This window comes from Deinococcus sp. YIM 134068, from assembly GCF_036543075.1.
In the GTDB taxonomy this organism is placed as follows: domain Bacteria; phylum Deinococcota; class Deinococci; order Deinococcales; family Deinococcaceae; genus Deinococcus; species Deinococcus lichenicola.
In genome coordinates this window covers 1-25,527 of record NZ_JAZHPF010000034.1, presented here as the reverse complement: position 1 = coordinate 25,527, position 25,527 = coordinate 1, and the positions used below count along the sequence as shown (strand labels likewise).

20 protein-coding genes and 2 CRISPR repeat arrays are annotated in these 25,527 nt (G+C 67.7%); of the genes, 16 read left to right on the top strand and 4 right to left on the bottom strand.

Annotation, left to right across the window (positions count from 1 at the left end; all coding sequences use genetic code 11):
- A partial coding sequence (locus V3W47_RS18635) for a hypothetical protein (protein ID WP_442877249.1) occupies window positions 1-472 on the top strand: 472 nt, incomplete at its 5' end.
- 453 nt (window positions 473-925) lie between these two features.
- Here V3W47_RS18635 and V3W47_RS18630 read toward each other — a convergent pair.
- Window positions 926-1,108 carry a hypothetical protein gene (locus V3W47_RS18630; RefSeq protein WP_331826740.1) on the bottom strand — a complete coding sequence of 61 codons (183 nt, stop codon included), beginning with the start codon at window positions 1,106-1,108 and terminating at the stop codon, window positions 926-928.
- A gap of 19 nt (window positions 1,109-1,127) precedes the next feature.
- Complete coding sequence (locus V3W47_RS18625) at window positions 1,128-1,259, bottom strand: hypothetical protein (protein ID WP_331826739.1); 132 nt, start codon at window positions 1,257-1,259, stop codon at window positions 1,128-1,130.
- 25 nt (window positions 1,260-1,284) lie between these two features.
- On the opposite strand from V3W47_RS18625, the gene V3W47_RS18620 reads away from it, so the two are divergent.
- The 7 genes from V3W47_RS18620 to V3W47_RS18590 all read left to right on the top strand — a co-directional run bounded on the left by V3W47_RS18620 (window position 1,285) and on the right by V3W47_RS18590 (window position 9,532).
- Window positions 1,285-2,037 carry an ABC transporter permease gene (locus tag V3W47_RS18620; RefSeq protein WP_331826738.1) on the top strand — a complete coding sequence of 251 codons (753 nt, stop codon included), beginning with the start codon at window positions 1,285-1,287 and terminating at the stop codon, window positions 2,035-2,037.
- Window positions 2,038-2,265: 228 nt separating this feature from the next.
- Window positions 2,266-3,120 (top strand): SDR family NAD(P)-dependent oxidoreductase, encoded by an 855-nt coding sequence (locus tag V3W47_RS18615; protein WP_331826737.1) that lies wholly within the window; start codon window positions 2,266-2,268, stop codon window positions 3,118-3,120.
- Window positions 3,117-4,712: a class I adenylate-forming enzyme family protein gene (locus V3W47_RS18610; RefSeq protein WP_331826736.1), complete on the top strand. Its 1,596-nt coding sequence runs from the start codon at window positions 3,117-3,119 to the stop codon at window positions 4,710-4,712. The genes V3W47_RS18615 and V3W47_RS18610 overlap by 4 nt, the downstream gene beginning before the upstream one ends.
- Window positions 4,681-5,058: a hypothetical protein gene (locus V3W47_RS18605; protein WP_331826735.1), complete on the top strand. Its 378-nt coding sequence runs from the start codon at window positions 4,681-4,683 to the stop codon at window positions 5,056-5,058. Before V3W47_RS18610 ends, V3W47_RS18605 begins: the two co-directional genes overlap by 32 nt.
- A gap of 265 nt (window positions 5,059-5,323) precedes the next feature.
- A complete protein-coding gene (locus tag V3W47_RS18600; protein WP_331826734.1) occupies window positions 5,324-6,232 on the top strand; it encodes a tyrosine-type recombinase/integrase in 909 nt (302 codons plus the stop codon).
- Window positions 6,233-6,424: 192 nt separating this feature from the next.
- Window positions 6,425-6,667, top strand: coding sequence for a hypothetical protein (locus V3W47_RS18595; RefSeq protein ID WP_331826733.1), 243 nt, complete (start codon window positions 6,425-6,427; stop codon window positions 6,665-6,667).
- A gap of 369 nt (window positions 6,668-7,036) precedes the next feature.
- Window positions 7,037-9,532: an ExeM/NucH family extracellular endonuclease gene (locus V3W47_RS18590; RefSeq protein WP_331826732.1), complete on the top strand. Its 2,496-nt coding sequence runs from the start codon at window positions 7,037-7,039 to the stop codon at window positions 9,530-9,532.
- Between the two features lie 279 nt (window positions 9,533-9,811).
- Window positions 9,812-11,839: a CRISPR direct-repeat array (repeat unit 37 nt; unit sequence GTTTCAGTCCCCTACCGCTCGGGGAAGTCGTTGGAAC).
- A 262-nt stretch (window positions 11,840-12,101) separates the two neighbouring features.
- Here the strand turns inward: V3W47_RS18590 and V3W47_RS18585 are convergent.
- Window positions 12,102-13,076: a helix-turn-helix transcriptional regulator gene (locus V3W47_RS18585; protein WP_331826731.1), complete on the bottom strand. Its 975-nt coding sequence runs from the start codon at window positions 13,074-13,076 to the stop codon at window positions 12,102-12,104.
- Complete coding sequence (gene cas6 / locus V3W47_RS18580) at window positions 13,073-14,026, bottom strand: CRISPR system precrRNA processing endoribonuclease RAMP protein Cas6 (protein WP_331826730.1); 954 nt, start codon at window positions 14,024-14,026, stop codon at window positions 13,073-13,075. The genes V3W47_RS18585 and cas6 overlap by 4 nt, the downstream gene beginning before the upstream one ends.
- A gap of 809 nt (window positions 14,027-14,835) precedes the next feature.
- Between cas6 and V3W47_RS18575 the strand changes: the two genes are divergently transcribed.
- Genes V3W47_RS18575 through cas4 form a run of 8 tightly spaced genes read left to right on the top strand, consistent with a single transcriptional unit; the run spans window position 14,836 to window position 23,309 of the window.
- Window positions 14,836-16,332, top strand: coding sequence for a hypothetical protein (locus V3W47_RS18575; RefSeq protein WP_331826729.1), 1,497 nt, complete (start codon window positions 14,836-14,838; stop codon window positions 16,330-16,332).
- Window positions 16,332-17,429 carry a type I-B CRISPR-associated protein Cas7/Cst2/DevR gene (cas7i, locus tag V3W47_RS18570; protein WP_331826728.1) on the top strand — a complete coding sequence of 366 codons (1,098 nt, stop codon included), beginning with the start codon at window positions 16,332-16,334 and terminating at the stop codon, window positions 17,427-17,429. Before V3W47_RS18575 ends, cas7i begins: the two co-directional genes overlap by 1 nt.
- The gene (gene cas5 / locus V3W47_RS18565; protein ID WP_331826727.1) at window positions 17,398-18,204 is read left to right on the top strand and encodes a CRISPR-associated protein Cas5; all 807 of its coding nucleotides are present in this window, start codon (window positions 17,398-17,400) and stop codon (window positions 18,202-18,204) included. The genes cas7i and cas5 overlap by 32 nt, the downstream gene beginning before the upstream one ends.
- Window positions 18,179-20,623, top strand: coding sequence for a CRISPR-associated helicase Cas3' (gene cas3, locus V3W47_RS18560; RefSeq protein ID WP_331826726.1), 2,445 nt, complete (start codon window positions 18,179-18,181; stop codon window positions 20,621-20,623). The genes cas5 and cas3 overlap by 26 nt, the downstream gene beginning before the upstream one ends.
- A gap of 39 nt (window positions 20,624-20,662) precedes the next feature.
- A complete protein-coding gene (locus V3W47_RS18555) occupies window positions 20,663-21,397 on the top strand; it encodes a hypothetical protein (protein WP_331826725.1) in 735 nt (244 codons plus the stop codon).
- A 25-nt stretch (window positions 21,398-21,422) separates the two neighbouring features.
- Window positions 21,423-22,433 (top strand): CRISPR-associated endonuclease Cas1, encoded by a 1,011-nt coding sequence (gene cas1, locus V3W47_RS18550; RefSeq protein ID WP_331826724.1) that lies wholly within the window; start codon window positions 21,423-21,425, stop codon window positions 22,431-22,433.
- Between the two features lie 4 nt (window positions 22,434-22,437).
- Window positions 22,438-22,734, top strand: coding sequence for a CRISPR-associated endonuclease Cas2 (cas2, locus tag V3W47_RS18545; RefSeq protein WP_331826723.1), 297 nt, complete (start codon window positions 22,438-22,440; stop codon window positions 22,732-22,734).
- Window positions 22,731-23,309, top strand: a complete 579-nt coding sequence (gene cas4, locus V3W47_RS18540) for a CRISPR-associated protein Cas4 (RefSeq protein WP_331826722.1) — start codon at window positions 22,731-22,733, stop codon at window positions 23,307-23,309. The genes cas2 and cas4 overlap by 4 nt, the downstream gene beginning before the upstream one ends.
- 266 nt (window positions 23,310-23,575) lie before the next feature.
- Window positions 23,576-25,375: a CRISPR direct-repeat array (repeat unit 37 nt; unit sequence GCGACATCGACTTCCCCGAGCGGTAGGGGACTGAAAC).
- Window positions 25,376-25,527 lie beyond the last annotated feature (152 nt).

The following is a 25,527-nucleotide window of genomic DNA, read 5'->3' as shown; positions in this document are numbered from 1 at the left end:
CACCCCCCACCCCCTCCGCCGCTGGCTGCCCCCGCTGGCAGCGGGCCTCGCCGGGGCCGTCACGCTGACGCTGCTCAACGAGGGGGTGCGCCGGGTGCTCCCCCACGCCCCCCGCATGGAGGTGATCGGCGGGCGTGCCCTGAGCGACGCGGTGGGGGCCACCGGAGCCGAGCCACCGAGGGGACGCGACCTCTACCGCTGGTCGCTGGCAGGCGACCTCGTATCCAACACGCTCTACTACGGGCTGGTGGGCGTGGGTGCCCGCGAGGGAGCGTGGACGCGGGGCGGGGCGCTCGGTCTGGCCGCCGGGCTGGGGGCCGCCTTCCTGCCGGGGCCACTCGGTCTGGGCCGTCAGCCGGGAGAGCGGCGTCCGCTGACCCCGGCCCTGACGGTGGCGTGGTACCTCACGGCTGGGCTAGTGGCGGCGGCGGTAGCTCGTGGATCGGTGGGAGAGTCGAAGACGCCAGGCTGAGCGGGCACGCCGGGCGGTGCCGTCGCCCTCCGCGATGCTCGGCTGGTTCCTCGCCATACCCGACCTGAATCACCTCCCCGGCCTCTCGACGAGCAGCACGAGCAGTACCGATGGGACGTGTGGTGGCGGTGAGGGGTGAGGTCGTCCTTCTCCCTGCCTAAAAATTGAAAATAAATACAAGAGAAGTATTTCTGCCCTTATCTTCGCCCTTTCCACCCTCCAATCGGTCGTCGGAGGGTCTGGTCCGTCCACGCGGCTGTCATAGGCCTCGAACGAGCGGTCCCAGTTCTCTCCGCTGTATCCGCAGGATTGGCCGCCTCCGCCCGCGCCGCCGTACCGCCACCGTCCACAAAGCTGTTTTCAACCCCCGTACCTCAAATTGACACATTTTAAAAATTAATAGAGCAATACTCCTCCCCACCCCAACCCCAGCCCTCCTTCCCGCTCCACCCCTTATCCTGCCCCCGTGGGGCACGCGCGCCATCTCCTGAAGCTGTCGTTGCGGGGGCTGCTCGCCCGGCGCACGCGGTCGGCGGTGACGGCGCTGGGGGTGGGGGTCGCCACGGCGGGGCTGACGGTCTTCCTCTCGCTGGGGGCAGGGCTGCGGCAGGCGGTGGACGGGCAGGTGGACAGCATCCGCCCACAGCTTCAGGTCTCACGCTCGGGGGCACTGGAGGCCCTCGCGCCGCCGCCCACCCTCTCCCAGGACGTGCTCGCGCAGGTGGAGGCCCACCGCCCGGCGCTGGGACTGCGGTTCGTCACGCCCGTCCTGCTGGAGAGCCAGCACCGGGCCGGACTTCAGGTGACGCTGTATGGGATTCCTGGAGCCGCGCGACGAGGACATGGGCGTGGCCGTCCTCGGCGACCGGGTGGCCCGGCAGCTCGGCGTCCGGGTGGGGGACGAGACCACCCTCGCGGGGGAGGCGCGGGTCCGGGTGATCGGTGTGCTGGCCCCCACGGACACGCTCACCGACGCCTTCGTGATCGCCCCGCTCGGCACGCTCCAGCGGGCGCTGGGGGTGCCCGGCCTGATCTCCCTCGTCGCCGTGGAGGTGGAACGGGAGGCGGACGTGGGGCGCGTGGAACGGGCGCTGCGCGAACACGTGGACGGGGAGGTTCAGACGCAGGGGGCCTTCCGGGACGTGCTGGCGAGCCTGCTGAGAAGCGCGGAACTCCTGCAACGGGCCATCGCCGGGGTGGCCCTGCTCGTGGGCTTCCTCGGCGTGCTGACCACCCTCACGGCGACGGGCTTCGAACGCCGCGCCGAACTCGCGACCCTGCGGGCGCTGGGGCTGCGGCCCGCGCGGGCGGCGGGGCTGCTCGTCCTCGACGGCCTCCTGCTCTCGGGGGCCGGGGGGATGGCGGGGGTGGTCCTGGGTGCCCCGCTGGCCCTGGGCGTGGGTGCCCTTACCGCGCGAACCGTGGGCGTCCGGGCCGCCGTCCTCACGCCGGGCGTTCTGGCGGCGGTGCTGGCCGTCAGCGCCCTGATCGGCCTCCTCGCCGCCCTCCCCGTCGCCTGGGCCGTGAGCCGTCAGCCCATCCACGAGGCCCTGCGCGCGGGTTGAGTTGGGGCGGAAGGGACAAGGACATGCTTTGAGAAGGAAAGCGTTTTTGCTGTCGGGGAGGAGAGTGGAGAGTGCTCGCCACCCCCTGCCCGCCCCTCTCTTGCAACAGGAGCAAGAGAAGAGGGAGCAAAACGTCCGTCCGGTCACAGCCCCCGCCCCCGCCTCCCTCTCGCTGACGGCTGACGGCTGACGGCTGACCGCTCCTCCCTGTGATACACAAAAGAACCCATGCCCGGCCTCGCCCGCCTTCTCCTCTCGCCGCCGAGTTGCCGGGACGTGGGGACGCTGCGCCGCGTGGTGGAGGGCAGGACGGTCCTCGTCACCGGGGCGTCGTTCGGGATCGGGGAGGCGACCGCGCGGCTGCTGGCGGAGGCGGGGGCGGAGGTGCTGCTCCTCGCCCGGACGGGGGAGAGGCTGCACGCCGTGGCGGGGGACATTGAGGCGGCGGGGGGACGCGCGCATGCCTACCGGCTGGACCTGTCGCGCCCGGAGGACATCGCGCCGCTCGTGGCGGAGGTCGAGCGCAGGCACCCGCGCATCGACCTCGTGATCAGCAACGCCGGGCGGTCCATCCGCCGCCCCGCGCTGGCCGCCGCCGAGCGCCGCGATCTGGAGCGCTCGCTGGCGGTCAACCTCACGGGTCCGGCGGCGCTGCTCCTCGCGCTGCTGCCGCGCATGGTGGCCCAGGGCGGGGGAGGGGTGGTCAACGTCTCCACCGTCTCCGCCAGGCCCCCCGCCGCGCCCCGTTGGGCGTCGTACCAGGGGAGCAAGGCGGGCTTCGACCTGTGGGTGCGGAGCGTGGGGTCGGAGCTGCGGGACCGGGGCGTGTGGGTCAGCAGCGTGTACCTGCCCCTCGTCCGCACGCGCATGAGCGACGTCGCCGGGCTGTACCGACATGCCCCGGCCCTCACCCCGCTGGAGGCGGCGCAGGCGGTCGCGGGCGCGGTCGTGCGGCCCCGCGAGCGGGTGGCCCCGTGGTGGCTGGCCGGGCAGGAACTCGCGGCCCTCCTCCTCCCCGGTCCCCTGGGCCGCGCGCTGAGTCACCTCGAAACGCTGGAGCGTCAGCGCGAGGGGCGGGGGTGAGTGCCCTGTTCGGGGCGTTGCGCGCCGTGTGGCGGACCGGGCTGCTCCACCCAAGCCCCTTGCGTGCCCTGCGGTTGTGGCTTGCCGTCACCGCCCGGCACGGCGTCTCGCTTTACAGCGTGGCCGCGTGGTCCGCCGCACGCTTCCCGGACAGTCCGGCCCTCGTCGAACCGGGGGAGACCACGACCTTCGGAGGGCTGGTCGCCCGCGCCGACCAGATCGCGGATGCGCTCGCCGGGCAGGTGGGACCGGGTGAGGGCGTCGGCCTCCTCGCGCGCAACCATGCCGCGTTCGTCGCCACCCTGCTCGCCTGCGCGCGGCTGGGCGTGCGGACCGTGCTGCTCAATACGTCCTTCTCCGCCGCGCAGACGCTGGAGGTCTGCCGTGCCCAGGCCCTCGCCCTCCTCGTGGTGGACGACGAGTTCGTTCCCGGCCTGCGGGAGATGGGCGCGAACCTCCCCCTGTGGCCGATTTCTGAGGCGAGGGCGCTCTCACAGCAGACAACGCCCGACGCCTCCCCCCGCCCCTGGCGACTCCCCCGGCCCCGCCCTGGCCGCCTCGTCCTCCTGAGTTCCGGCAGCACCGGGCCACCGAAGGCCGTCGAGCGCCGCGTCGTCCCCGCCGAGGTGCTGGGAACGGTGACGGCCCTCCTGACCCGGCTGCGGCTCCGCGCCCGCGCCCCGACGCTGCTCACCCTGCCCCTCTTCCACGGGCACGGGCTGACCACCCTGGGGCTGAGCCTGACGATGGGCGCACCCCTGCACCTCTTCCCGCGCGGCACGGCTGAGGCGTACTGGCGGGCACTCGCGGAGGAGGACATCGAGGTGCTCGTCCTCGTGCCCACGGTGCTGTACCGCCTGCTGGAGACGCCCCATCCCGGCCAAGCGGGACGGCTCAGGACCATCGTCTGCGGCTCCGCGCCCCTGCGCCCCGACCTCGCCCGACGTGCCCTGTCGCGCTTCGGGCCGGTCCTCTTCAACCTCTACGGCACGAGCGAGACCGGGCTGATCTCGGCGGCGACCCCCGAACACCTGCTCGCCGCGCCGGAGAGCGTGGGTTACGTTCTGCCCGGCGTGCATGTCCTCATCCGCCGCGCCGACGGCACGCCCGCCCCCCCCAGCGAGGTCGGCGAGGTGGTCGTGCGCGGGGAGATGGTGGCGGGTGGACCGGCCCTGGCGTGGGGCACGGGCGACCTGGGCAGCCTCACCCCCTCCGGGCGGCTGACGCTCGCCGGGCGGCGGGACGACCTGATCATCGTCGGCGGCGAGAACGTTTCCCCGGAGGCGCTGGAGGCCCGCCTCGCGGCGCTGCCCGGCGTGCGCGAGTGTGCGGTGGTGGGGATTCCCAGCGAGGAGTACGGGCAGAGCCTCGCGGTGCTGGTCGTGCGGGACGGCCCCGGCGTGACGCGGGACAGCCTGGAGGGGGAGTTCCGGCACCTCCCGCGCATGTTGCGGCCCACCCGCGTCGTCCTCGTGGAAGAATTGCCGAGGAATGCCCTCGGAAAACTGGTGCGGCGGGAACTCAGGGTGGACATGGACGGGGGGGGCGAGGGCCGGGGCGTTGGCACTGGCTCTCCTGGCGGGGGCGGCTGAGGCCGGGCGGTGGTACGTGCGGGAGGTCCACGACATGGGCGGCCTGCCCGTCCTCGTCAGGCACGTCCGCTGTCAGGCACCGGGCGCGCCGGACACCGTGGCGGACGTGTCCCTCGTGCGTGACGGGGGGCGGTACCGGATTGGCCGGGTGGCCTACAACGACGGGGCGCGGGCGGTGCTGGACCAGGGCCAGACCTTCCCGATCACCCGCCGCGCCTACGAGCGGTACGTGCTGGCGGGCGAGACCTTCAACGAGTTCGGCATGAACGCCCTGCTGGGCCTGTGGCGCACGCTGGGGATGCGCTTCCGTCTGGACGGGGTGGAGTACACCTGCGAGGTGGGGTGAGGGGAGCGGTCAGCCGTCGGCAGGGCGTGACAGGAAGTGCTGTTGCCCTCGCAGAGGTGGGTTTCCTCGCGGGCGGCGTCGGGTCCCCGGCCTGTCGGGACGGGAGAGGAGTCGGCGCTCAGGCTGTCGCCACTGCTTGAGGACGGCTTCCCTCCCCGACCGGCTCAGCGGTGGAAATTCTCGACTTCTCGATTTCTCGACTCCTCGACTCCTCAATCCACCCCGTCCCCTCACTTCCCACCCCCAACTTGTATTAACTTATGGCATGAGCGACCGATCGGTGTTCGACGCCGCGCTGGAGGGTCCCCCGAACGAACTCGCCGAGCGGGTGCGGCGGGCGCTGCTGAGGCATGACCTCGACTCGGCGTGGCCCATTCTGCGGAAGCATCTGCCGGATGCCCGCGAGAATCCCACGACGCTGAAGAACACGCTGAGCGGGATCAAGAAGCTCGTGACGTACGCGCAGGAGCAGGGGGAGTCGCTGCTGTCGCCCGCGCCGGGGTTCGCGGCCCGGTATCTGGAGGCGACCGGGCACCACGCGCCCGCGACGCGGCGGGTGCTGCTCTCGCGTGCCCGCGCCCTGTACCACGCCCTGCGCGAACTGGAGGTGGTCGGCCCGCACTTCGACCCCTTCGCGGACGTGAGGGGTCCCGACCTGCGGGTGCGCCCCGGCGAGGACAAGGTGCTGTACGAGGACGAGGAGGTGGCCCGGCTCGTCGCGCACGCCGACGCCGAGGCCCGCGCCCTCGTGCTGCTGGGGGCCGACGCGGGCCTCACGACGGGGGAGACCGCCCGGCTGACCTGGGAGGACGTGCAGCTCTCGGGCGACCACCTGCGGGTCCGGGGCCGCGACATCGTGGCGAGCGGGCGGCTCACCGACGCCCTGCGCGCGTGGGCGGCGCGGGACGAGGGCGTGCTGTACGCGCGGGGGTCGGTCTTCTCGCTCACCGACCACGCCATCCGTGCCCGGCTGTACCGGCTGTGCAGGCAGGCCAACGTCACCTACAAGGCGTGGCGGGCGCTCCGGCACCACTACGCCCTGCGGCTGTGGCAGGAGACGGGCGACCCCCACCTCGTCGCCGACCAGCTCGGCCTCGGCACCCTCCTTGCCGTGCAGCCCTACGTCCGGCTGGAGGGCCAGCGGCGGCGGCGGCTCGGGCAGGGGGAGACGTGAGGTGGGCAGGCTGAGTTGGGAATCGTTCGTCCCGGTACGACCTGGGTCCTCCTGCCTCCTGCTCGCCTCCTGAGCCACGCCTCCACCTCCGCCGATCTGATTTTGTATGAATAGAATTAAGTGACATGGCTGCGCCCCTTTATATGCTTCCTTGTAGGAGTTCTGTCAGAGGCCTTTAGGCAACCTTTAGATATGACGGCTGCGACGCGTATTCCCCGGTACTTCGTCCTGATAGTGGATGGTCAGCCCTACACCCTCGCGGGCACGCCGGACATCCCGATGATCTTCCGTGACGAGCAGAGCGCCGTGACGGCGAGCGCGGCGCTGTGGAACGCGGACCGGCCACGCGCGGTCGTGTTGGAGAGCTACGCCGACGATTACAGCTTCCTTGATGGTCGCCCGCTGGAGGGACCGGCGGTGCTCAGCATTCGGTAGGGCTGTCGGTAGGGCTGTCGGTAGGGCTGTTCTGCGTTTCTTACCGGGCGTCACCGACCCACCGAGTCGAGCACTTACCCCCACCACAGCGTCCGCCCGGCAGCCTGACCGGGCGGGCCTGTTCGTGTGGTGTGCATCAGGGGAGAGGGGGGGACGGAGGGTAAGGAGGGGCTGGGGCTTCACGATGCGGCCTGGAGCCTTTGCCAGAAGCACCGTCGTCACCCTGAGCGCGGCAGAGAGCCTCCTTCATCCGGGGGAGAGACGGCTCGCCGACGCTCGGCATGACCATTCTTCTGTCCGTCGCTTCGGGGCGCTATGCTCGGCGGCGTTCACCCTCACCCACCTGACACGCACCTCTCCGGGAGTCCCATGAAGAAGACGTTGCCCCTGTCCCTGACGCTGCTCCTCGCCTCCTGCGGCCTCTTCCCGGAGACGCCGACCCGGCCCCCGGCACCGACCTGCACGGCGGCCACCACGTCCCTCACCGAGATTTCCGCCGTGCAGGGGAGCGGGGCACAGAGTCCGCTCGCCGGGCAGGCGGTGGCGGTGCGGGGGGTGGTGACGGGCGACTTCCAGGGGGAGGGCGGGCTGAACGGCTTTTTCGTGCAGGACTACGAGGGCGACGGCGACGCGGCCACCTCGGACGGCGTGTTCGTCTCTGCACCGGGCGGGGCGGACGTGGGGGTCGGCGACTTCGTGCAGGTCGCGGGCACGGTGGAGGACGGCGGGGCCACGCAGCTCGGCAGCGTCACCAGGCTGGAGGCATGCGGCACGGGCTACTCGGTGCCCGCCGCGTCCGTGACGCTGCCCGCACCGGGGGGCACCGACCTCGAACGGTTCGAGGGCATGCGGGTGGAGTTCGCGCAGACCCTCACCGTGACGGAGGTATACGGTCTGGGGCGCTACGGCGAGGTCGAGCTGGCGGGCGGCGGGCGGCTGTTCACCCCGACGAACGGCAACGTCACGACCACCCCGGAGGCGAACGCGGCGCGGCGGGTCCTCCTCGACGACGGAAGTACGCGGCAGAACCCCAACCCCATCCCGTACCTCGGCGCGGAGGGCACCCGCCGGGTCGGCGACACCGTGACCGGGCTGACAGGGGTGCTGGGCTACGGCTTCGGCGAGTACCGGGTGCAGCCCACCGGGGCCGTGTCCTTCGTGAATGCCAACCCGCGCACCGAGCGCCCCGCCGATGTGGGCGGCACCCTGCGGGTGGCGAGCTTCAACGTGCTGAACTACTTCACCGATCTGGGGCAGCGGGGAGCGAACACCGCCGCCGAGTTCGGGCGACAGCAGGCGAAGATCGTCGCGGCGATCCGGGCCATCGACGCGGACGTGCTGGGCCTCGTGGAGATGCAGAACAACGGGGACGTGGCCCTCCAGAACCTCGTGGACGCGCTGAACGCGGACGCCGGGGGCGAGGTCTACCGGGCCGTCCCCACGGGCACCATCGGCACCGACGCGATCAAGGTGGCCGTCATCTACAGGGCCGCCCGCGTGAATCCGGTCGGCGCGCCGCGCATCGACACGAGCGCCGTCCTCGACCGCCCGACGGTGGCGCAGACGTTCCAGCAGCGGGACGGGAACGGGGTCTTCACCCTCGTCGTCAACCACTTCAAGAGCAAGGGGAGCTGCCCGACGACCGGCGACGTGGACACCGGGCAGGGCTGCTGGAACCTCAGGCGGGTGGAGCAGGCGCGGGCGCTCGTCGCCTTTACGGAAGCGCTGAGAACGGAGAGCGGGGACGCCGACGTTCTCGTGGTGGGCGACCTCAACGCGTACGGGGCGGAGGACCCCATCCGGCTGCTGGAGGGCGCGGGCTTCGAGAGCCTGAATAAGCGCATCCCCGCCGCCGAGCGCTACTCCTACATCTTCGAGGGGCTGAGCGGGTACCTCGACCACGCGCTGTCCACCCCGAACCTGGGCGGGCAGGTCAGCGGCGTGACCGAGTGGCACATCAACGCGGACGAGCCGGTGGTGCTCGACTACAACACGGAGTTCAGGACGCAGGACCCCTATACGCCGACCCCCTACCGCTCCAGCGACCACGACCCGGTGGTGGTGGGGCTGAGGCTGACCGCCGACGCCGTGCGGGCCGCGTCGCCCACCCTGAGCGTGACCCCGCCGCAGGGCGCGCAGGCCGGACAGCGGGTCGAACTCGCCGTCGACGCGCGGGCGGCACAGGGAAGCACCCTGAGCGCGCTGGAGGTGGACTGGGGCGACGGGAGTGCCGTGGAGAGTCTTCCCGTGGGCAGCGTGAGCGCGGGCCACACCTACGCGGCGGCGGGCGAGTACGCGGTCGCCGTGCGGGTGCGCGACGCGAACGGGCAGACGGCGGGCCGGACCCTGACCCTGCGGGTGACGGCGGCCCCGGTGGCGAACGCGCCGTGGATCAACGAGCTGCACTACGACAACGCGGGGAGCGACGCGGGCGAGTTCGTGGAGGTCGTCGTCCCGACGGGGTACGACGCGGGCGGGCTTGGGATCGTCCTCTACAACGGCAACGGCGGCACCTCGTACACGGCCACGGGCGGAAGCACCCTGACGGCGGCGGGCACGGCGGGCGGCTTCACCCTGTACACCGCCCCGGCGACGGGCATCCAGAACGGGGCACCCGACGGGGTGGCGCTGTGTGACGGCGAGAGGCTGGTCGAGTTCGTGAGCTACGAGGGGACCTTCACGGCCACGGACGGATGTGCCGCCGGGCAACCGAGTACGGACATCGGCGTGGTCGAGGCGGGCACCGAGGCGGCGGGCCAGTCGCTCCAGAAGACGGGCACGGGGAGCGCGTCCGCCAGCTTCACGTGGACCGGGCCGGGCACCAGCACGCCGGGCCAGCCCAACACGGGGCAGACGCTGCGCTGAGCGGGGGGAGCTGGCGGGGTCCGGTTCTCGTGCGTCCTGGACGGAGGGTGTCGGGCACGCCGTCCGCAGCGTCCGCGAAGGGGGAGCCTTGCCCGGCCACTCTCCGGGCGGACGGGCAAGGCTCCGCGAGCAGCCCCGCGCGTCGAATTCGGGGAAGGACGAGGAGTGAGGACCGGGGAGCCGGGGTGGACCACCCTGCCCCGGCCTGGGGTTGGCCTCCCGGAACACGCACATTGATCGAACAGGACCGAGCGCTCCAGTTCGGTTCTCACCAAAACGGTTTCAGTCCCCTACCGCTCGGGGAAGTCGTTGGAACACGCTTTCTTCTTCCGGAGCGAGTTTGCCGAGGGCGTTTCAGTCCCCTACCGCTCGGGGAAGTCGTTGGAACGCGGCTGGCGGCTAGGGAACAGTGCGGGGGAGACGCTGTTTCAGTCCCCTACCGCTCGGGGAAGTCGTTGGAACACCGCCTCGAACCCCACTGACGCCGCCCTGAACGTGTTTCAGTCCCCTACCGCTCGGGGAAGTCGTTGGAACTCCAAGACCCTCTATCAACTTCCCGCCCCCGAACTGTTTCAGTCCCCTACCGCTCGGGGAAGTCGTTGGAACCCCCCAGGCGCGCGCCGGTCTCGGTGGCCGCGTCACGTTTCAGTCCCCTACCGCTCGGGGAAGTCGTTGGAACCCCGCAAGCGCAGCAGGGCCGCGTCGAGGGCCGCACCTGGTTTCAGTCCCCTACCGCTCGGGGAAGTCGTTGGAACCTCGGTGGGACGTGACGTGGAAACACCCGCCGGGTGTTTCAGTCCCCTACCGCTCGGGGAAGTCGTTGGAACGATGGACCGCAGCGCCGGGGCGGTCGGCGGCACCGGGTTTCAGTCCCCTACCGCTCGGGGAAGTCGTTGGAACCTGTGGCGGCAGGGACTTTCAGGAACTCAGGGACGTGTTTCAGTCCCCTACCGCTCGGGGAAGTCGTTGGAACACCCGGCGCCGCGCGGCCACCCGCACCGGGCACGTCCGCAAGTTTCAGTCCCCTACCGCTCGGGGAAGTCGTTGGAACGCCTTCCGCTTCTTGGTCGGGGCGGGGTTGCTTGCGGTTTCAGTCCCCTACCGCTCGGGGAAGTCGTTGGAACTTCTACAACATCATGGTGATTACCCTCGCCGGGATGCTGTTTCAGTCCCCTACCGCTCGGGGAAGTCGTTGGAACCTCTGCCATCGAGGCGGGCATCGACCCCTCGCAGGTGTTTCAGTCCCCTACCGCTCGGGGAAGTCGTTGGAACTTGACGCCTTCGCGCAGGGTGTCCAGTAAATCGGGTTTCAGTCCCCTACCGCTCGGGGAAGTCGTTGGAACTTGTCAGGACGGGGCGTGATGAGGCCCGTGGTGCTGTTGTTTCAGTCCCCTACCGCTCGGGGAAGTCGTTGGAACTGGTTATGGGTGCCCGTGAACCGCTTGCCGCTCGTCGTGATGTTTCAGTCCCCTACCGCTCGGGGAAGTCGTTGGAACTTCGTGCTGATCGAGGTCCGGGGTGTCGTTGATTTCTATGTTTCAGTCCCCTACCGCTCGGGGAAGTCGTTGGAACACCTACGCGCCCATCACCCGCCCCCCGAACAGCGGCGTTTCAGTCCCCTACCGCTCGGGGAAGTCGTTGGAACTCGAAATCACTCAACTTGCCAACACCCGCCCCAACACGTTTCAGTCCCCTACCGCTCGGGGAAGTCGTTGGAACCCGGATAGCCCGCTCATAAGCGTCCTGTTCAGCTCGTTTCAGTCCCCTACCGCTCGGGGAAGTCGTTGGAACCTCGATGCAGTTGCCGAGATGCAGCATGGGGCCTCCAGGTTTCAGTCCCCTACCGCTCGGGGAAGTCGTTGGAACCTCGTCGCTGCCAAGAGCGGCTATGGCGCTTACACGTTTCAGTCCCCTACCGCTCGGGGAAGTCGTTGGAACCGGGGTGACGGTGGCCGCGAACAGGGTCACAGCCGTTGTTTCAGTCCCCTACCGCTCGGGGAAGTCGTTGGAACGCGTGGGTGAAGGAAGGGAAGTGCCCGGACGACGTGTGTTTCAGTCCCCTACCGCTCGGGGAAGTCGTTGGAACTACCGGCAACAGCACGAATCCCCACCTCCACCTTGAGGTTTCAGTCCCCTACCGCTCGGGGAAGTCGTTGGAACGTGTGCGCTCTCCCCCGTCGCCGTCGGCATGTGGTGTTTCAGTCCCCTACCGCTCGGGGAAGTCGTTGGAACTTGACCGCTTAGTGTTCGGTGCGCCTTACACGATGCTGGTTTCAGTCCCCTACCGCTCGGGGAAGTCGTTGGAACCGCTTATTTTACGTCCTTCTCAAAAGGTCAGAGGTTGTCATGCATCTCGCCCCGCCGTGGAGGACGGGGTTCATTGTATCCGCCGCCAGCGTCCGCAAAAGCCGGAGAGAGCATTCACCCCAGCGATTTGCGGAGCGTGCAGGACGCCGCCTGGTGTGAGAAGGGCAGATGACCTGGGCGTTCAAGGGTGTCCTCTCCCAAAAACACCCACCAGCACGTCTCGCAAATCGCCCGGCTTCGGCGGTAGCTCCTCCTCTTGCGGTCATGGGCCGTACCGCCTCAGCAGTTCCCGCGCCTCCTCCAGCCAGAGGTCGCGCACCCAGCCGGGCGACAGAACCTCGACCCTCGGCCCCCAGCCGCGAATCCAGGCCATGACCTCGACGGGGAGATCATCGCGGTTGAGCGGTGCCCGGAGGCGCAGCACGTAGCACGGCCCGTCCATGCCGCCATGTAGTTGTCCGGGCCAGTGGCGGTAGGCGACGTAAGGCACGGCGTCCGGGGCAAACCGGAGCGTGACCTCGCAGTGTTGCTGGCCGCCGATGATGCCCCATGCCCCGTCCAGTTCGTCGCGGGGATCGAAGGGAATCTCCGGGCTGGCTTCCCCGGTGAGCCGCGTCACGTCCACGAACCGGGAGAGGTGAAAGGTCTTGACCTGCTGCTCGCCATGCCTGCGGGCAAATACGTACCAGTCGAGGTTGGTGCGGTTGATCTCCATGAACACCACGTCGGCCTGACTGGATTTCGGCTCCCCACCCGGTTTCTGGTAGACGAAGCGCACGGGTTCTCCCCGGCACCACGCGGCGGCCAGTATTTCCAGCATGCGCGGCATGTCGCCCGAGGGCGAAGGCGGCGTGAGCGAGCGCAGGGACATCTCGCGCAGCCGTGCGGGAAGGTGCCCGCTCAGTTCGAGCAGGGTCTCGTGGTAGAGGCGGCTGGGGGTGGGCGCGTGGTGATGCAGCAGGCGCAGGAGCGCGTGGTGGATGACCGCCCTCACCGGGTCGTTCTGGACCTCCTGAAGATGCCAGGGCCGCGCCAGGAAGTAGCGGGCCGGGCGTTCGTCGGTGCGGAGCACGTCCCGGCCCTCACGGATGAGCAGGCGGCGATCACGCTGGACCTCCTGCGGCTGACACTCCAACTGTTCGGCGAGTTGTGCCGTGGTCAGCGGCCCCTCCTCGCTCAGCAGGGCGATCAGCCGCAGCAGTCGGCGACCCTGCTCGCGCTTGCGGGTCACGGTCATCCGGCGGCCTCCAGGCTGTACAGGCCCGCGCCGAAGTGCGCCCATTTGCCCACCCCGAGCTGTTCACCAGAACGCAGCAGGGCAGCGAACGGCGTGAAGTCGCCGCTGTACTCCACCGTGCCCACCAGCCCTTCCATGTTCGTCTTCTGGTGCGGGCGACTCCCCTTGCGGAGTTGAGAGACGAGGCGTACATCCTGCCGGACGGTCTCCACCTCGCGGGCCAGCAGGGGCAGCCGCGTGAAATCGGCCCCCAGGCTGGCCGCGCCGCCGTAGAGCTGCTCCAGGTTGCCCACCCGCCGTTGCAACGCCCGCAGCAGGACGGGGAAATGGAGTTGCTCGGCCATCTGCCCGCCCGTCTTGATGTGCAGTGGGGAACGCAGGTGGAGCCGCAGCCGCCCGTCCGGCACAAGTGGCAATTCCCCCGCACGCAACAGGAGGGGGGAGAGGTTCACGCCGAGGTCCGCGCCCCGCAGCAACGTGACCTCCTCGCCCGTGTGGGGCCGCACACTCCGCACCTCTTCCAGCTCCAGCCGCCCCCGCGTGTGCCCCAGCCCCTCCCGGCCCACCTCGCGCAGCGCCGCCAGCAGGTACGGCAGTTGCGTGACCGCCTGCCCCACGACCACCAGCCCGAAGGTGAGCGCCTCCCCCGCCCCCAGGTGCTGCTCCTCTCCGTACGCCACTCGGAAGATGATGGGGCGTGGCGGGGTTCCCAGCGACGATACCTGAAGGCCCTCCGGCAGCCGGGGCGCGTAGCTCAGGCCGTAGGGGCAGATGCTCTGGAGGGGGCAGCCCTGACACGTCTCCCTCTGCGGTTGCGTGCAGGCCAACCGGTACAGCGCCCGCCCGAAGGCACCCTCCAGCTTGGAGCCGGGAAAGGGCGGCAGACGCACCGGCTCCAGCGCCCGCAGGCTGACGCGCAGGACGGCAAAGGAGAGGTCGAGCGGGAGCATGGGGGGAGTCTAGAGGGGGAGGGCGGCTCTGGATGCCGTTGAGGAGTATATAAATGGGGGCCGAAGCCCCCAATTCCCCCCCACCAGCCACCTTTTTCTCTGTTTTCAGTCCTCTACCGGATGAGGAGAGACGGAGGGTTGCGAGGTCTCCAAATACTTTAGAGGGCACTCCCACAAAAGGCAAGCGGTTGTGAGGCCCCAGAGAAAAAGTTTTCTCGTGTGTTGACAGTTCCGCCCCCGGTATGCTCTGATGGCTACCAGAGGTGGAGAAAAGAAAAGAACCCACAGTCAGAAGACCGCGAGTTCCCTCCCCAACATGCTGTGGCACGTTTGCTTCGCACCAAAAGTGTACAGCTAAGTGTGGGGATGGGCAAGTTCTCACTCAGAAGGAGAAAACCTATGCCTCAGCTCTTGCCAATAGGCACCCATACTGCTCAAGTCATTGAGATTCAGCGTGGGCCGACGCATACCCGACTCGGTTTTGAATCGTCAGATGGGCGAACGGCGTTTCAGAATCTCCCGAATGCCGCGTTGCTGAATGGGCTGGCTACGCTTGGTGTAAATGATGCCGGGCAGCTCAGGGGCCGCTCCTGTGTTGTCCGTGTTGAACGTGTCAGCTCCAGCCCAGGCATCGAGTTGGCGAGAGTAACCGAATGCCAATGGCTGAACGTGCCAGAAGTCACGCCAAGCTATCGGCGGATGCAGGCGTAAGGGAAGAGGGCAGACGGGGATGACCCGCCTGCCCTTCCTTTGTTGAGCCGTCATTCAAAGCCTGATCCGTTCCGCATCCTGTTTAGCGGAGGTCCCCCATGCCCACGACCCTCTCACCCCCCTCTGCCCTCGGCCTGCGCTGGACGGACTACCCGCTGATGGACGCGGCGCTGGCGGGCCTGTGCGTGTTTTCGCAGGTTCGCAGGCCGGAAGACCTGACCGCCGAACACCTGCAAACGTTTCAGCGTTGGGCGGAGGACGCTTACTTCTCGCCGGAAGTGACGAGTTGGATTTCGGTGGTGTTCACCAGCAACTTCATCAACTACTCTTTTACGCCTGCAAAAAGGCGGGAAGTCCTGCGCGAGATTCTGGGCAGCTATCAGCGCCCCGGCCTGCTGGGCGTTCCCTGCGCCATCTTCCCCGAACTCCCTGCTCAGCAGCGCGTCGCCCGTGACCTGATGCCCATGCTGATGGGGCGCGGCCCGATGAACTTCTACCCCGACGGTCAGCCGGGACTTCCTCTGAGCGGGCAGGCCATCACCGCGCTGCAAGGGCTTTCGCTGGCCGCGCCGCTGGTGAGCGGACGGGCGTTGGTACTGGACGCGGACGACAAGCAGTTGCTACTGGATGTGGTGGCGGAGTGGCAGGAACCCTGGCTCAAGCGCATTTCCCTCTCTCGACCTGGAGATGAGAAGAAGCCCATCTGGGCTGCGGCCCGCACCCGCCTGATGGAAGCCATTCGCAAGGTGATTGAGAAGCAGCCCAGCGGCAGGGGTCCGGCCCGGTTGCCTTTTGCGGGCGGCGCGACCCTCTATCACCTCACCAACAGCGGGCAGGGACCGGACGCGGCCATCTACACGCTGGAACAGCCCGCCCTGCGCTTCATGGAGCTGGCGAGCCAGAACTTCCCAGGAGCGTGGAAGCCACTGTTCGACTCCAGGCGTTATGAGGCCGACAAGACGAAGGACAGCGCCTTTGGCTTTCGCAATGAACTGGACGAAGCCCTGTTCTCGCTACCGGACGAGGCCCCTTTCTTCCTGCGCCGCTACCTCATGCCGCCGTTCACCCAGGCGCTGCGAGAAGCGAAAGCCGAGGCCAGGAAGGGCAAGTCCAGCAAGAAGACCGAGAAGAACGCGCCCCCAGTTATCCCGCTGGCGGGACTGTGGGGCATCACCGAACTGTTTCTGATGGAGGTTGTCGGCATGGAAAAAGCCCGTGTGGAGGCGGTTGAGGCCCTGGGGCAGCGCCTCGGCAGGTGGATTGTGGCGGAAAACGACAAGCGGTTGTTCCGCGAGTTGTACGAGGCACGCGGCGCTGGCCCGCTGCGGCACGTTCTGCTGAAGGCCATGCTGGAGAAGTCAAAGGGAGACGCCAAATCCGGTACGGAGGACCGTGACCTCATCACCACCAAAGACGAGTACCTGCGAATTTTTACCGAGGCCGAAGAAGTGACCCGCGCCGACTTCACGCTGGCCCGCGACCTGCTGAAGATGCGGGTGATTCAATACCTCCACGACGCCCGGTTCTTCGAGGAGAACAGGGACGACCCCGAACTTCAGAACACCGAACTTCCCAACGAAGAGGGAGAGAAATAATGGCCTTCCTGAGTGGTTTCCTCTTGATTGACGCGCCCGCTTCTGCCCTGAACAATGCCCGTGACGCGCAGGACGCTCAGTACGACAACGAAGTGGGTGTAAAGCTGATTCGTGTGGGGCGCGACAGCTACCCCTACGTGTCGGCGCAGGCCTTCCGCTACTGGCTGCGCGACACCCTCGCTCAAAACCCCGACTGGCTGGCGCACACTGCGCCGGTCTTCCGCGAGGCGAAAGTCGCCTACACCGACGCGAACCCCATCAAGTACTGGGACGATGACCTGTTCGGGTACATGCGGGCGGAGGGCAAGAAGGCCAGCGCCAAAGACAGCCGCGCCGATGACGCGGGCCGCGCCAACGCCACCGAGCTGTCGCAGAGCATCACCCGCACCTCGCCCTTTCGCGTCGGGACGCTGGTTTCCCTCGCGCCCAGCGCCATCGTCAAGGACTTCGGCACCATGAGCCGCACCGGGCCGAACATGCAGGAAGGCGATCCGGTGCCGCACTCGCACCAGTTCTACCGCGCCGTGTTCAAGGGGCAACTCAGCCTCGACCTGGGGCGCGCCGGGCTGTTCACGTACACGGGCAAGTCGGGCAACCAGAATCTGGACGAAGTGCGCCGCAAACAGGCGGATGAGCAGGGCCTGGAGCATCTCACCGCCCAGAAGGCCTACCGACTGAACCGTGAACAACGCATCGAGCGCCTCGCCCCGCTGATTCGCGCCCTGGCCGAACTGCGCGGCGGCGCGAAGCAGGCGCTGCACTACACCGACGTGACGCCCGCCGCCGTGCTGCTGGTGGTAACGAAGGGTGGCAACAATCCCTTGCAGTACGTCGTGGGCGGGGGCGAGGGGGGGCAGCCCCGCGTGAATGTGGACGCCCTGAAGGAGACGGTGCGGGCGTGGCGTGACACCTTCCTCAGCCCGGTGTATGTCGGCTGGACCGCCGGGTTCCACGACCCGGAATGCGAGAGGCTCCGCACGGCCCTGGAGGAACTGCGGGCGGAAGGCGTGGACTTCGTGCTGGAGCATCCCCGCACGGTGCTGCGGCGCGTGGCGGACGACCTGAGTGGCGACGCCGGCGTGGGCTGGCTGGATTGAAGCCGTGCGCGCCTTGAAAATAGAACTGGAGGGGGTGACGACCTCCTTCCGCTACCCCCACATTCTGATCGGGCGGCAGCCGAGCTATCCGCTTCCACCGCCTGCGACCATCTACGGCCACATCGCCAGCACGTTGGGGGAGTACCCCGCGCCCGACAGTTTCCGGTTCGCGTACTCGTTCACCCATCTGGGAAGCGTGGACGATTACGAACACACCTGGTTGATTGAACGTGACGGGCGTAAGGCGAAACAGGGGCAGCCGGAGCCGAATATTCTGGCGGGTCTGAGTCCGACGGTGCGCGAGGTGCTGTTTCAACCGCGCCTGACGCTCTATCTCGACAGGCCGGACTGGTACGACGCTTTCCGCACCCCCGTGTTCCCCGTGCTGCTGGGCCGTTCGCAGGATTTGGCGGCTTACACGCGGGTCGAAATCGTGGACCTGGAGGAGCGGTCGGCGGGGTATTTCGACCACACGCTGCTTTCCTTTGACCCCTGGCGGCCCCGTGTGGGGCTGGGTCAGGGGCTGCTGATGCCCCGCCTCATCGACCCCGTAGACCGTCAGCGCGTGACCTGGGCGCGGTATGTGGCGCTGAACAACCGAGCGTTTCTGCCGCTTCCCGGCGAGTCGGGGCGGGAGCCGCAACTCATTCGCGCCGTGCCGCAGGGCTACCGCGTGTGGGTGGACCCGACCACTCGGGAGCGCCGGGGCCGCCAGCGGGCGCTGGAGTGGCTTACCGTGAGGGGGGAAGGTGAGGCGCTTGACCTTCCAGCCTGACCCCGCCATCGCCCACATCCTCGCCAAGAGCGAGCAGGAAGCCCGAGGGACGAGGCGGGGCCAGCCGGAAGAAACGCTGGAGCAACACACGCGCCTCGTGGTGGAGCGCCTCGCCGGGTTGATGAACCGCGCTCCCCGGATCGCCCAGATCGCGGGCCGCGCGGACTTCTGGCACGTCGCCTTCTGGGCCGCCGTGATCCACGACTTCGGGAAGGCGGCGACGGGGTTTCAGCAAATGCTCCAGCCCGGCGGCGAACGCTTCGGGCATCGGCACGAGGTCCTGTCCCTCGCCTTTCTGCCGGACGTGGCCGACGAGGAAACGCGGCAGGCCGTCGCGCTGGCCGTGGTGTCGCACCACCGCGACAGCGGGGTCATCCACGACCAGTACATTCTGGAAACGAGCAAGGAGGCCAATCCCACTCAGATTGAAAACCTACGCTCTCAACTGCGCGTGGAGGATGTCGCCTCGCTTCGCAACTGGCTGCAAACCGCGCCGGAGGGGTGGCGCGAGGAACTTGGCTTCAGTGCGGCTGCTGTGGGGAAGAGGCGTTCGGGTAATCCACAGGACCTCGCGGAACTGCTGGACGAGAGCCTCTGGATGTACACCCATTTCAGCGACGTGAGGGAGGGCGGGCTGACCGGGGCAGACTACCCCTGGGCCATCCTCCTGCGCGGGTTGATTCAACAGGCGGACCGCCTCGCCAGCGCCCACGCAGGCATCCCGCAACCCTACGCCCTGCCCGACATGACGAGGTTGGAGGAGATCATCCGGGCAAAAATTCCACCGGAAAAGGTCAAGGAGTTCGGGGGGCTGAGGCCGCATCAACGTGACGCCGCCAAGACGACCGGCGGACAGGGCCACCTCATCCTGATTGCGCCCACGGGGAGCGGGAAAACCGAGGCGGCTCTGCTCTGGGCCTGGGCACGGCAGCAGGAGCTGGGGCCGTGCCGAGTCACCTACAGTCTGCCGTATCAGGCCAGTTTGAACGCCATGCAGAGGCGGCTGGCCGGGGACCTGAACACGGAAGTCGCCATTCTGCACGGACGGGCGCTGCAAGTGCTGTTTCAGTCGGCGGTGGAGCGGAGGGGTGACGGTGACACCCTGCAAGACCTGACCCGCGAGGCCCGGCGAATCAGCGACTACAACCATCTGTATGGGCCTGCGGTGGCGGTGGTCACGCCCTACCAGCTTCTGCGGGCCGCGTACCGCCTGCCAGGATATGAGACGGTGCTGGCGAGCGTGGCGGGCAGCGCCCTGATCCTGGACGAGCTTCACGCCTACGAGCCGCAGCGCCTGGGCATGTTCATGGCGTTGCTGGAAGACCTGGTGGGGCGTTGGGGCGTGCGGGCCTGCGTGATGACGGCGACCATGCCGGGGTGGCTCCGCGAGAAGCTGGAAGGTCTGCTGAACGCGGAAGCCCGGAGTGCCCCCCGTGACATCGCCCTGCAAAACTGCCGCCACCGCCTGGAACTGCGGGAGGGCAGCCTGGAGGACCCTACCGTGCTGGACGACATCGCCGCCCGCGTGGGGGCCGGGGAGAGCATGCTGGTGGCGGTGAACACCGTGCGGAAAGCGCAGTGGGTGATGGCGGAGTTGCAAGGTCGCCTGGGGCCAGCGCGTGTGCGTTTGTTACACGGTCGCCTGAATGGCCGGGGCCGCCGGGCGGTAGAGGAGGAGGTGCTGGGCGCGTTGAAAGCGGGGACGGGTGGGCAGCCCCTCGCCGTCGTCGCCACGCAGGTCATCGAGGTCTCGCTCGACCTCGACTTCGACGGCATCGTCTCTGAACCTGCTCCATTGGAAGCCCTGATTCAACGCTTCGGTCGGGTGAACCGGCGGGGTGAGAAGGGCGAGACCGTGTTCCTGGAGGGTCATCCCGTCAGGGTCGTCCCCGTGACCGTCCTCGCCCAGCCTGCCAGTGGACAGTCCGTCTACGAGGACACGCTCGTGGAACGCACCCTGGAAGTCCTGCGCGAGTGCGTGGCAGCGGGCGGCCTACTGCACGACGACCTGCTGAGCGGCTGGCTGGAGCGCATCTACGCGGGCGACTATCTGGAAGAGTTGCAAGGCAAGTATAGAAGCGGTTATGACGAGGTGTTCCGCTTCATGCGCGACCTGAAGCCGTTTTCCAGCTCACCAGACCTCCGCCAGAGCTTCGAAGACCTGTTCGACGGCGTTGAGGTGTTGCCGAAAAGGTTTCAGGCTCAATACGAGCAGGAGAAGGACGTTTCGCCCATTCAGGCCCGCTCCCTGCTGGTGTCCATCAGTACCCGGCAAAAAAACCGGTTCAAAGAATGGATGAGCTGGGACGACGAACTGAAACTGTGGCTCACTGACCTGCCTTACGACGACACGCTGGGTCTGCTCCTGCAAAAGCCGCAGGAAAAGCCGAAGACGAGCGACGGGTGGGGAGAATACTGAGCATCACCCAATGACGCCTCCCCATGTCACTCTTCCCGTATGAACGCCGCCGTGCCACTCCCGCTGCCCGATGAGCCGTCTGTCAACTGGGCGTACAGCGACGCGAGTATGCAGCCCTACGCCCGCCATGCGGTTCTCGCGGCGGTGTTGCCCGAAGGGAGCGTCGTGCAGGAAGCGCCGGTGACCTCGGTGGCCGAGGCGGAGCTGCTGGCGGCGGAACTCGCCGTGCTGCACGCGCCCGCCCACCTGCCGCTGCGGCTGCATGTGGACAGCGCGTTCGTGATTCACGCGCTCACGGGGCAGCATGGGCACGGGGCCGCCTTTATGGGCCTGGGCGAGCGCATTCTGGCCCTGGCGGGGGTGCGGGGCATCGAGCTGAACCTGGTAAAGGTCACCTCGGCGGAGAACCGCGCCCACTGGCCTGCCCTGTCCCGCTACCGCAGCCTGGAAGACCGCCCCCGCAGGCCGTACGAACTTCAGGTCAAGGGGCCACTGGTGCGGGTGCGCGGGGACGGGGTGGAGTTTCGCCACGTCTACGAGGCCCCAGCCGGGTTCTACGCGGTCTGTGACCTCGCGGAGCGGCTTCCGGCGGATGTGATCGCCCTGGTCAGGGGCCTGATGCCGGTGGCCTGGGCCTACTGGCACGACCCGAGAACGGGGGGGTCCCAGGTCAGGAAGCGGGCCGAACGAGCTTTGAAGATACTGGCGGAGAAAAACAGCGACATCCAGGTCTGGAAGAAGGACAGGCCCAGTTTTCTGAGCGTCACTGGGTGACGCCTCCCCATGCCACCCTCCCGGCATGAACCTTGTGATCTCGGAGCGTGGCACCTTTCTGGCCCTGCGCGGCGAACGCCTCCAGCTTCGTCACCCGCAGCAGGAGACGCAGGAGGTCGCCCTGCGTGACCTGGAGGGCGTCACCGTCACCACCACCGCCTGCACCCTCAGCGCCGAGGCCGTCCGTGCCTGTGCGAAGTTCGGGGTGCAGATCGACCTCGTGGACGGGCTGGGGTCCCCCTACGCCAAGTTCAGCAGCCCGTACCTCGTCGGCACGGTCAGCACCCGCCGCGCGCAGATGGAGGCGTACCTGACCCCGCAGGGCATCGAGGTCGCCCGGCACGCCATCCGCGCCCGGCTCCGCAATCAGGCGAGCCTCCTCAAGTACTTCGGCAAGTATCGCCGCGAGGCCGACCCGCAGGCGTTCGGGGCGATCCAGGCCGCCCTTCCGAGACTCACCGCGCTGGAGGCCGAATTGGACGGCGTGCAGGGTGGGTGCATCGACGAGGTGCGGGACGTGCTGCTCGGCATCGAGGGCCGGGGTGGGGTGGCGTACTGGGGGGCGGTGGCCGCCATGCTGCCGGGGGACCTGGCCTTTCCCGGACGGCTGGGGCGCGGCGCGACCGACCCCGCGAACATGACTCTGAACTACGGGTACGGCATCCTGTATGCGAAGGCGGCGGGGGTCCTCGCCACCGCCGGGCTGGAACCCTTCGCGGGCTTCCTGCACACCGACCGGCCCGGTAAACCCAGCCTGGTCCTCGACTTCGTGGAGGGCTTCCGTGCGAGCGTGGTGGACCGCGCCGTGATCGCCAGCCTGGGGCGGGGGTGGAGGCCCGAAACGGACGAGCACGGCAAGCTCAGTCCCGAGACCCGCAAGCGCATCGTGCAGGGTGTTCACGACCGCCTAGACGCCCGCGACACACACGGGGGCAAACGCTACCGCCTCGGCAACATCATGGTGAGGCAGGCCCGCAGCCTCGCCACCTTCCTGCGCGGCGAGGGCGAATACCCCGTCTTCGTCGCGGGGTGGTGAGGCTGTGCCGCGTCTCCTCCAGGACCCCCGCAAGCCCGGCCAGCCCACGCTCGTCCTCTATGACGTGCCCGACGACAAACGGCGCACGCGGGTGATGAACGCCTGCAAGGACTACGGCCTCGCCCGCCTCCAGTACAGCGCCTATCAGGGGAAGCTGACCCGAACGGCCCGGCGCGAACTGGAGACCCGGCTGGAAAAAGCCCTCGGCCCTGCGAGCGGCCACATCACCATCCTCGTGCTGGAACAGGCCCAGCTTGACGACGCCACGACCATCCACCAGCAGGGAGACGAGGACGAATGAGCACCCTGGTCACACCCACCGAGTTGCGCCAGCATCATTACTGCCCGCGTGTCGTCTTTTTCGCGCGCTGCACGCCCGTCAAGCGGCGGGAGACCGTCCTCATGACCCACGGGCGCGAGCGTCATCAGCAGGAGGGCGAGCGTGAGCGCCGCCGCACCCTCAGCCGGTATGACCTCACGGAGGGCGAGCGGCGGTATGACGTGCGCCTCACCAGCGAGCGGCTGGGCCTGAACGGGGAACTCGATCTCCTCATCGTGGCGGGCGAGCAGGCCTACCCGGTGGAGTTCAAGCACAGTCAGCGCCCGCCCGACCCAGGGCACAAGCTTCAACTCTGCGCCTACGGCCTGCTCGTGGAGGATGCCCTCGGCCTGCACTGCCCACACGGGTACTGGCACAGCAGCCGCACGCGCCAGACGCACCTGATCCCCTTCGACACCCGGTTGCGGAACCGGACGCTGGCCGCTATCCGTACGATCCGCGACTTCATTGAGGCTGAACGCTGCCCGCCGCCGACCGCCCAGGTGAACAAGTGCCTGGAGTGCGAGCTGCGGAACTTCTGCGGGGATACGCTGTGAGCCGCAAGGCCTCCATCTGCGTGAAAGCTGGCCCGATTTGCGAAGCGTTGGGAACGATAAAAAAGGTACTTGGGTGGATGCCAGCCGTGAATGGTGGGAAGCGCCTTGAGCGAAGGATTGTCCAGGACGCTTCGCAAATTACGATCCAATCTGCGGCAAGGGTAAGTTGCGAAGGGACGAGAGGAAGTACACTAGAAGCCGACGCCACCGCGCGCCGGGCTGTATGACAGGAAAGCGAATTGGGCAAAAAGGGCGTAGAATACGCTGCGACATCGACTTCCCCGAGCGGTAGGGGACTGAAACGCTCAGCAGCTCCTCAACCGCCCAAACCCGCATATGGGCGACATCGACTTCCCCGAGCGGTAGGGGACTGAAACGTTTTGCTCCCGAGGTAGGAGCTGACCGTTGCCTCAGGCGACATCGACTTCCCCGAGCGGTAGGGGACTGAAACATCAAGAGTGATTCGCCCGAGGACCACATCCCCGGCGCGACATCGACTTCCCCGAGCGGTAGGGGACTGAAACTCTACTTCATCACTGAGTTTGCAGACAAGACATTAGGGGCGACATCGACTTCCCCGAGCGGTAGGGGACTGAAACCCGGTCCCTCGTCGGCAGGCGCGAGCTACGCCGCGCGACATCGACTTCCCCGAGCGGTAGGGGACTGAAACGAAATCATCAGGTTGTCAATGATGGAGCGGAGGGCGGGCGACATCGACTTCCCCGAGCGGTAGGGGACTGAAACCCGAGATGGTGGAGGCGTTGGCCCGTGAGTGGAATGGGGCGACATCGACTTCCCCGAGCGGTAGGGGACTGAAACTGGAGTGCGAGCAGGTCCTCGGCCAGCTCAACCGTGCGACATCGACTTCCCCGAGCGGTAGGGGACTGAAACGCGCGATTCAGGCAGGGGGGTGGGCGGGATGGGTAAGCGACATCGACTTCCCCGAGCGGTAGGGGACTGAAACGTCGGCTTCTTCGGCAGCTTGTGGAACTACAACAGCGCGCGACATCGACTTCCCCGAGCGGTAGGGGACTGAAACAGTGGCAGGGAGATCGCGGGTGGGAGTAGCTCACGGGCGACATCGACTTCCCCGAGCGGTAGGGGACTGAAACGCGTTCCTGCCGCCGATCAGCACGGCCACGATGAGCAGCGACATCGACTTCCCCGAGCGGTAGGGGACTGAAACCCCCCCAAGAAAAAGAAGGAAGAGGCGCAGGAGGAAGAGCGACATCGACTTCCCCGAGCGGTAGGGGACTGAAACATGAGGTAGAGGTCCATCTCACCTCTAGCAAGGCCAAGCGACATCGACTTCCCCGAGCGGTAGGGGACTGAAACAATAAGGCGACACGGTTTCCATTGCAGCGAGGAACTGCGACATCGACTTCCCCGAGCGGTAGGGGACTGAAACTGAGCCGACGAGGGGGATGGTGCAGGAGGCCGCGCAGGCGACATCGACTTCCCCGAGCGGTAGGGGACTGAAACACCATGTAGGCCGTGGGCAGGATGCCGACGCCGACGGGCGACATCGACTTCCCCGAGCGGTAGGGGACTGAAACACTACGGTTCGCATGATTGGAGTTTATAGCTAACTGCGACATCGACTTCCCCGAGCGGTAGGGGACTGAAACGGTCTGCCAGTCGTTGGAGCCGCGCAGCGGCCCGCGCGACATCGACTTCCCCGAGCGGTAGGGGACTGAAACTCGCGTTAGGGTGAACGGATGGACGACGGGCAGGTGCGACATCGACTTCCCCGAGCGGTAGGGGACTGAAACCCGAACTTTCTTGCACGCTTCCTTGACGCTCAGGCCAGGCGACATCGACTTCCCCGAGCGGTAGGGGACTGAAACCACCTTGGGCGAGGAACACGCACCCGTCAGCGGTGAGCGACATCGACTTCCCCGAGCGGTAGGGGACTGAAACCAGTCCAGCGGCTTCACCGGCTCCACGCGACCGCGGCGACATCGACTTCCCCGAGCGGTAGGGGACTGAAACATGCCGCGCGCCGAGCTTGAGAGCGACCTAAACATAGGCGACATCGACTTCCCCGAGCGGTAGGGGACTGAAACACGTGGCGATTCATGGTCTACCGCGCCCTGACGGCCTGACAGATTTTATGAGGGCGAACGAAAAACGAGCTGCCAGCCGACTTCGAGCGTTGTTTGTAGTACAGTATGAGGGCGTTTTCGTCCGCTCAGTGGCTCAGGGTCAGGCTTACCCT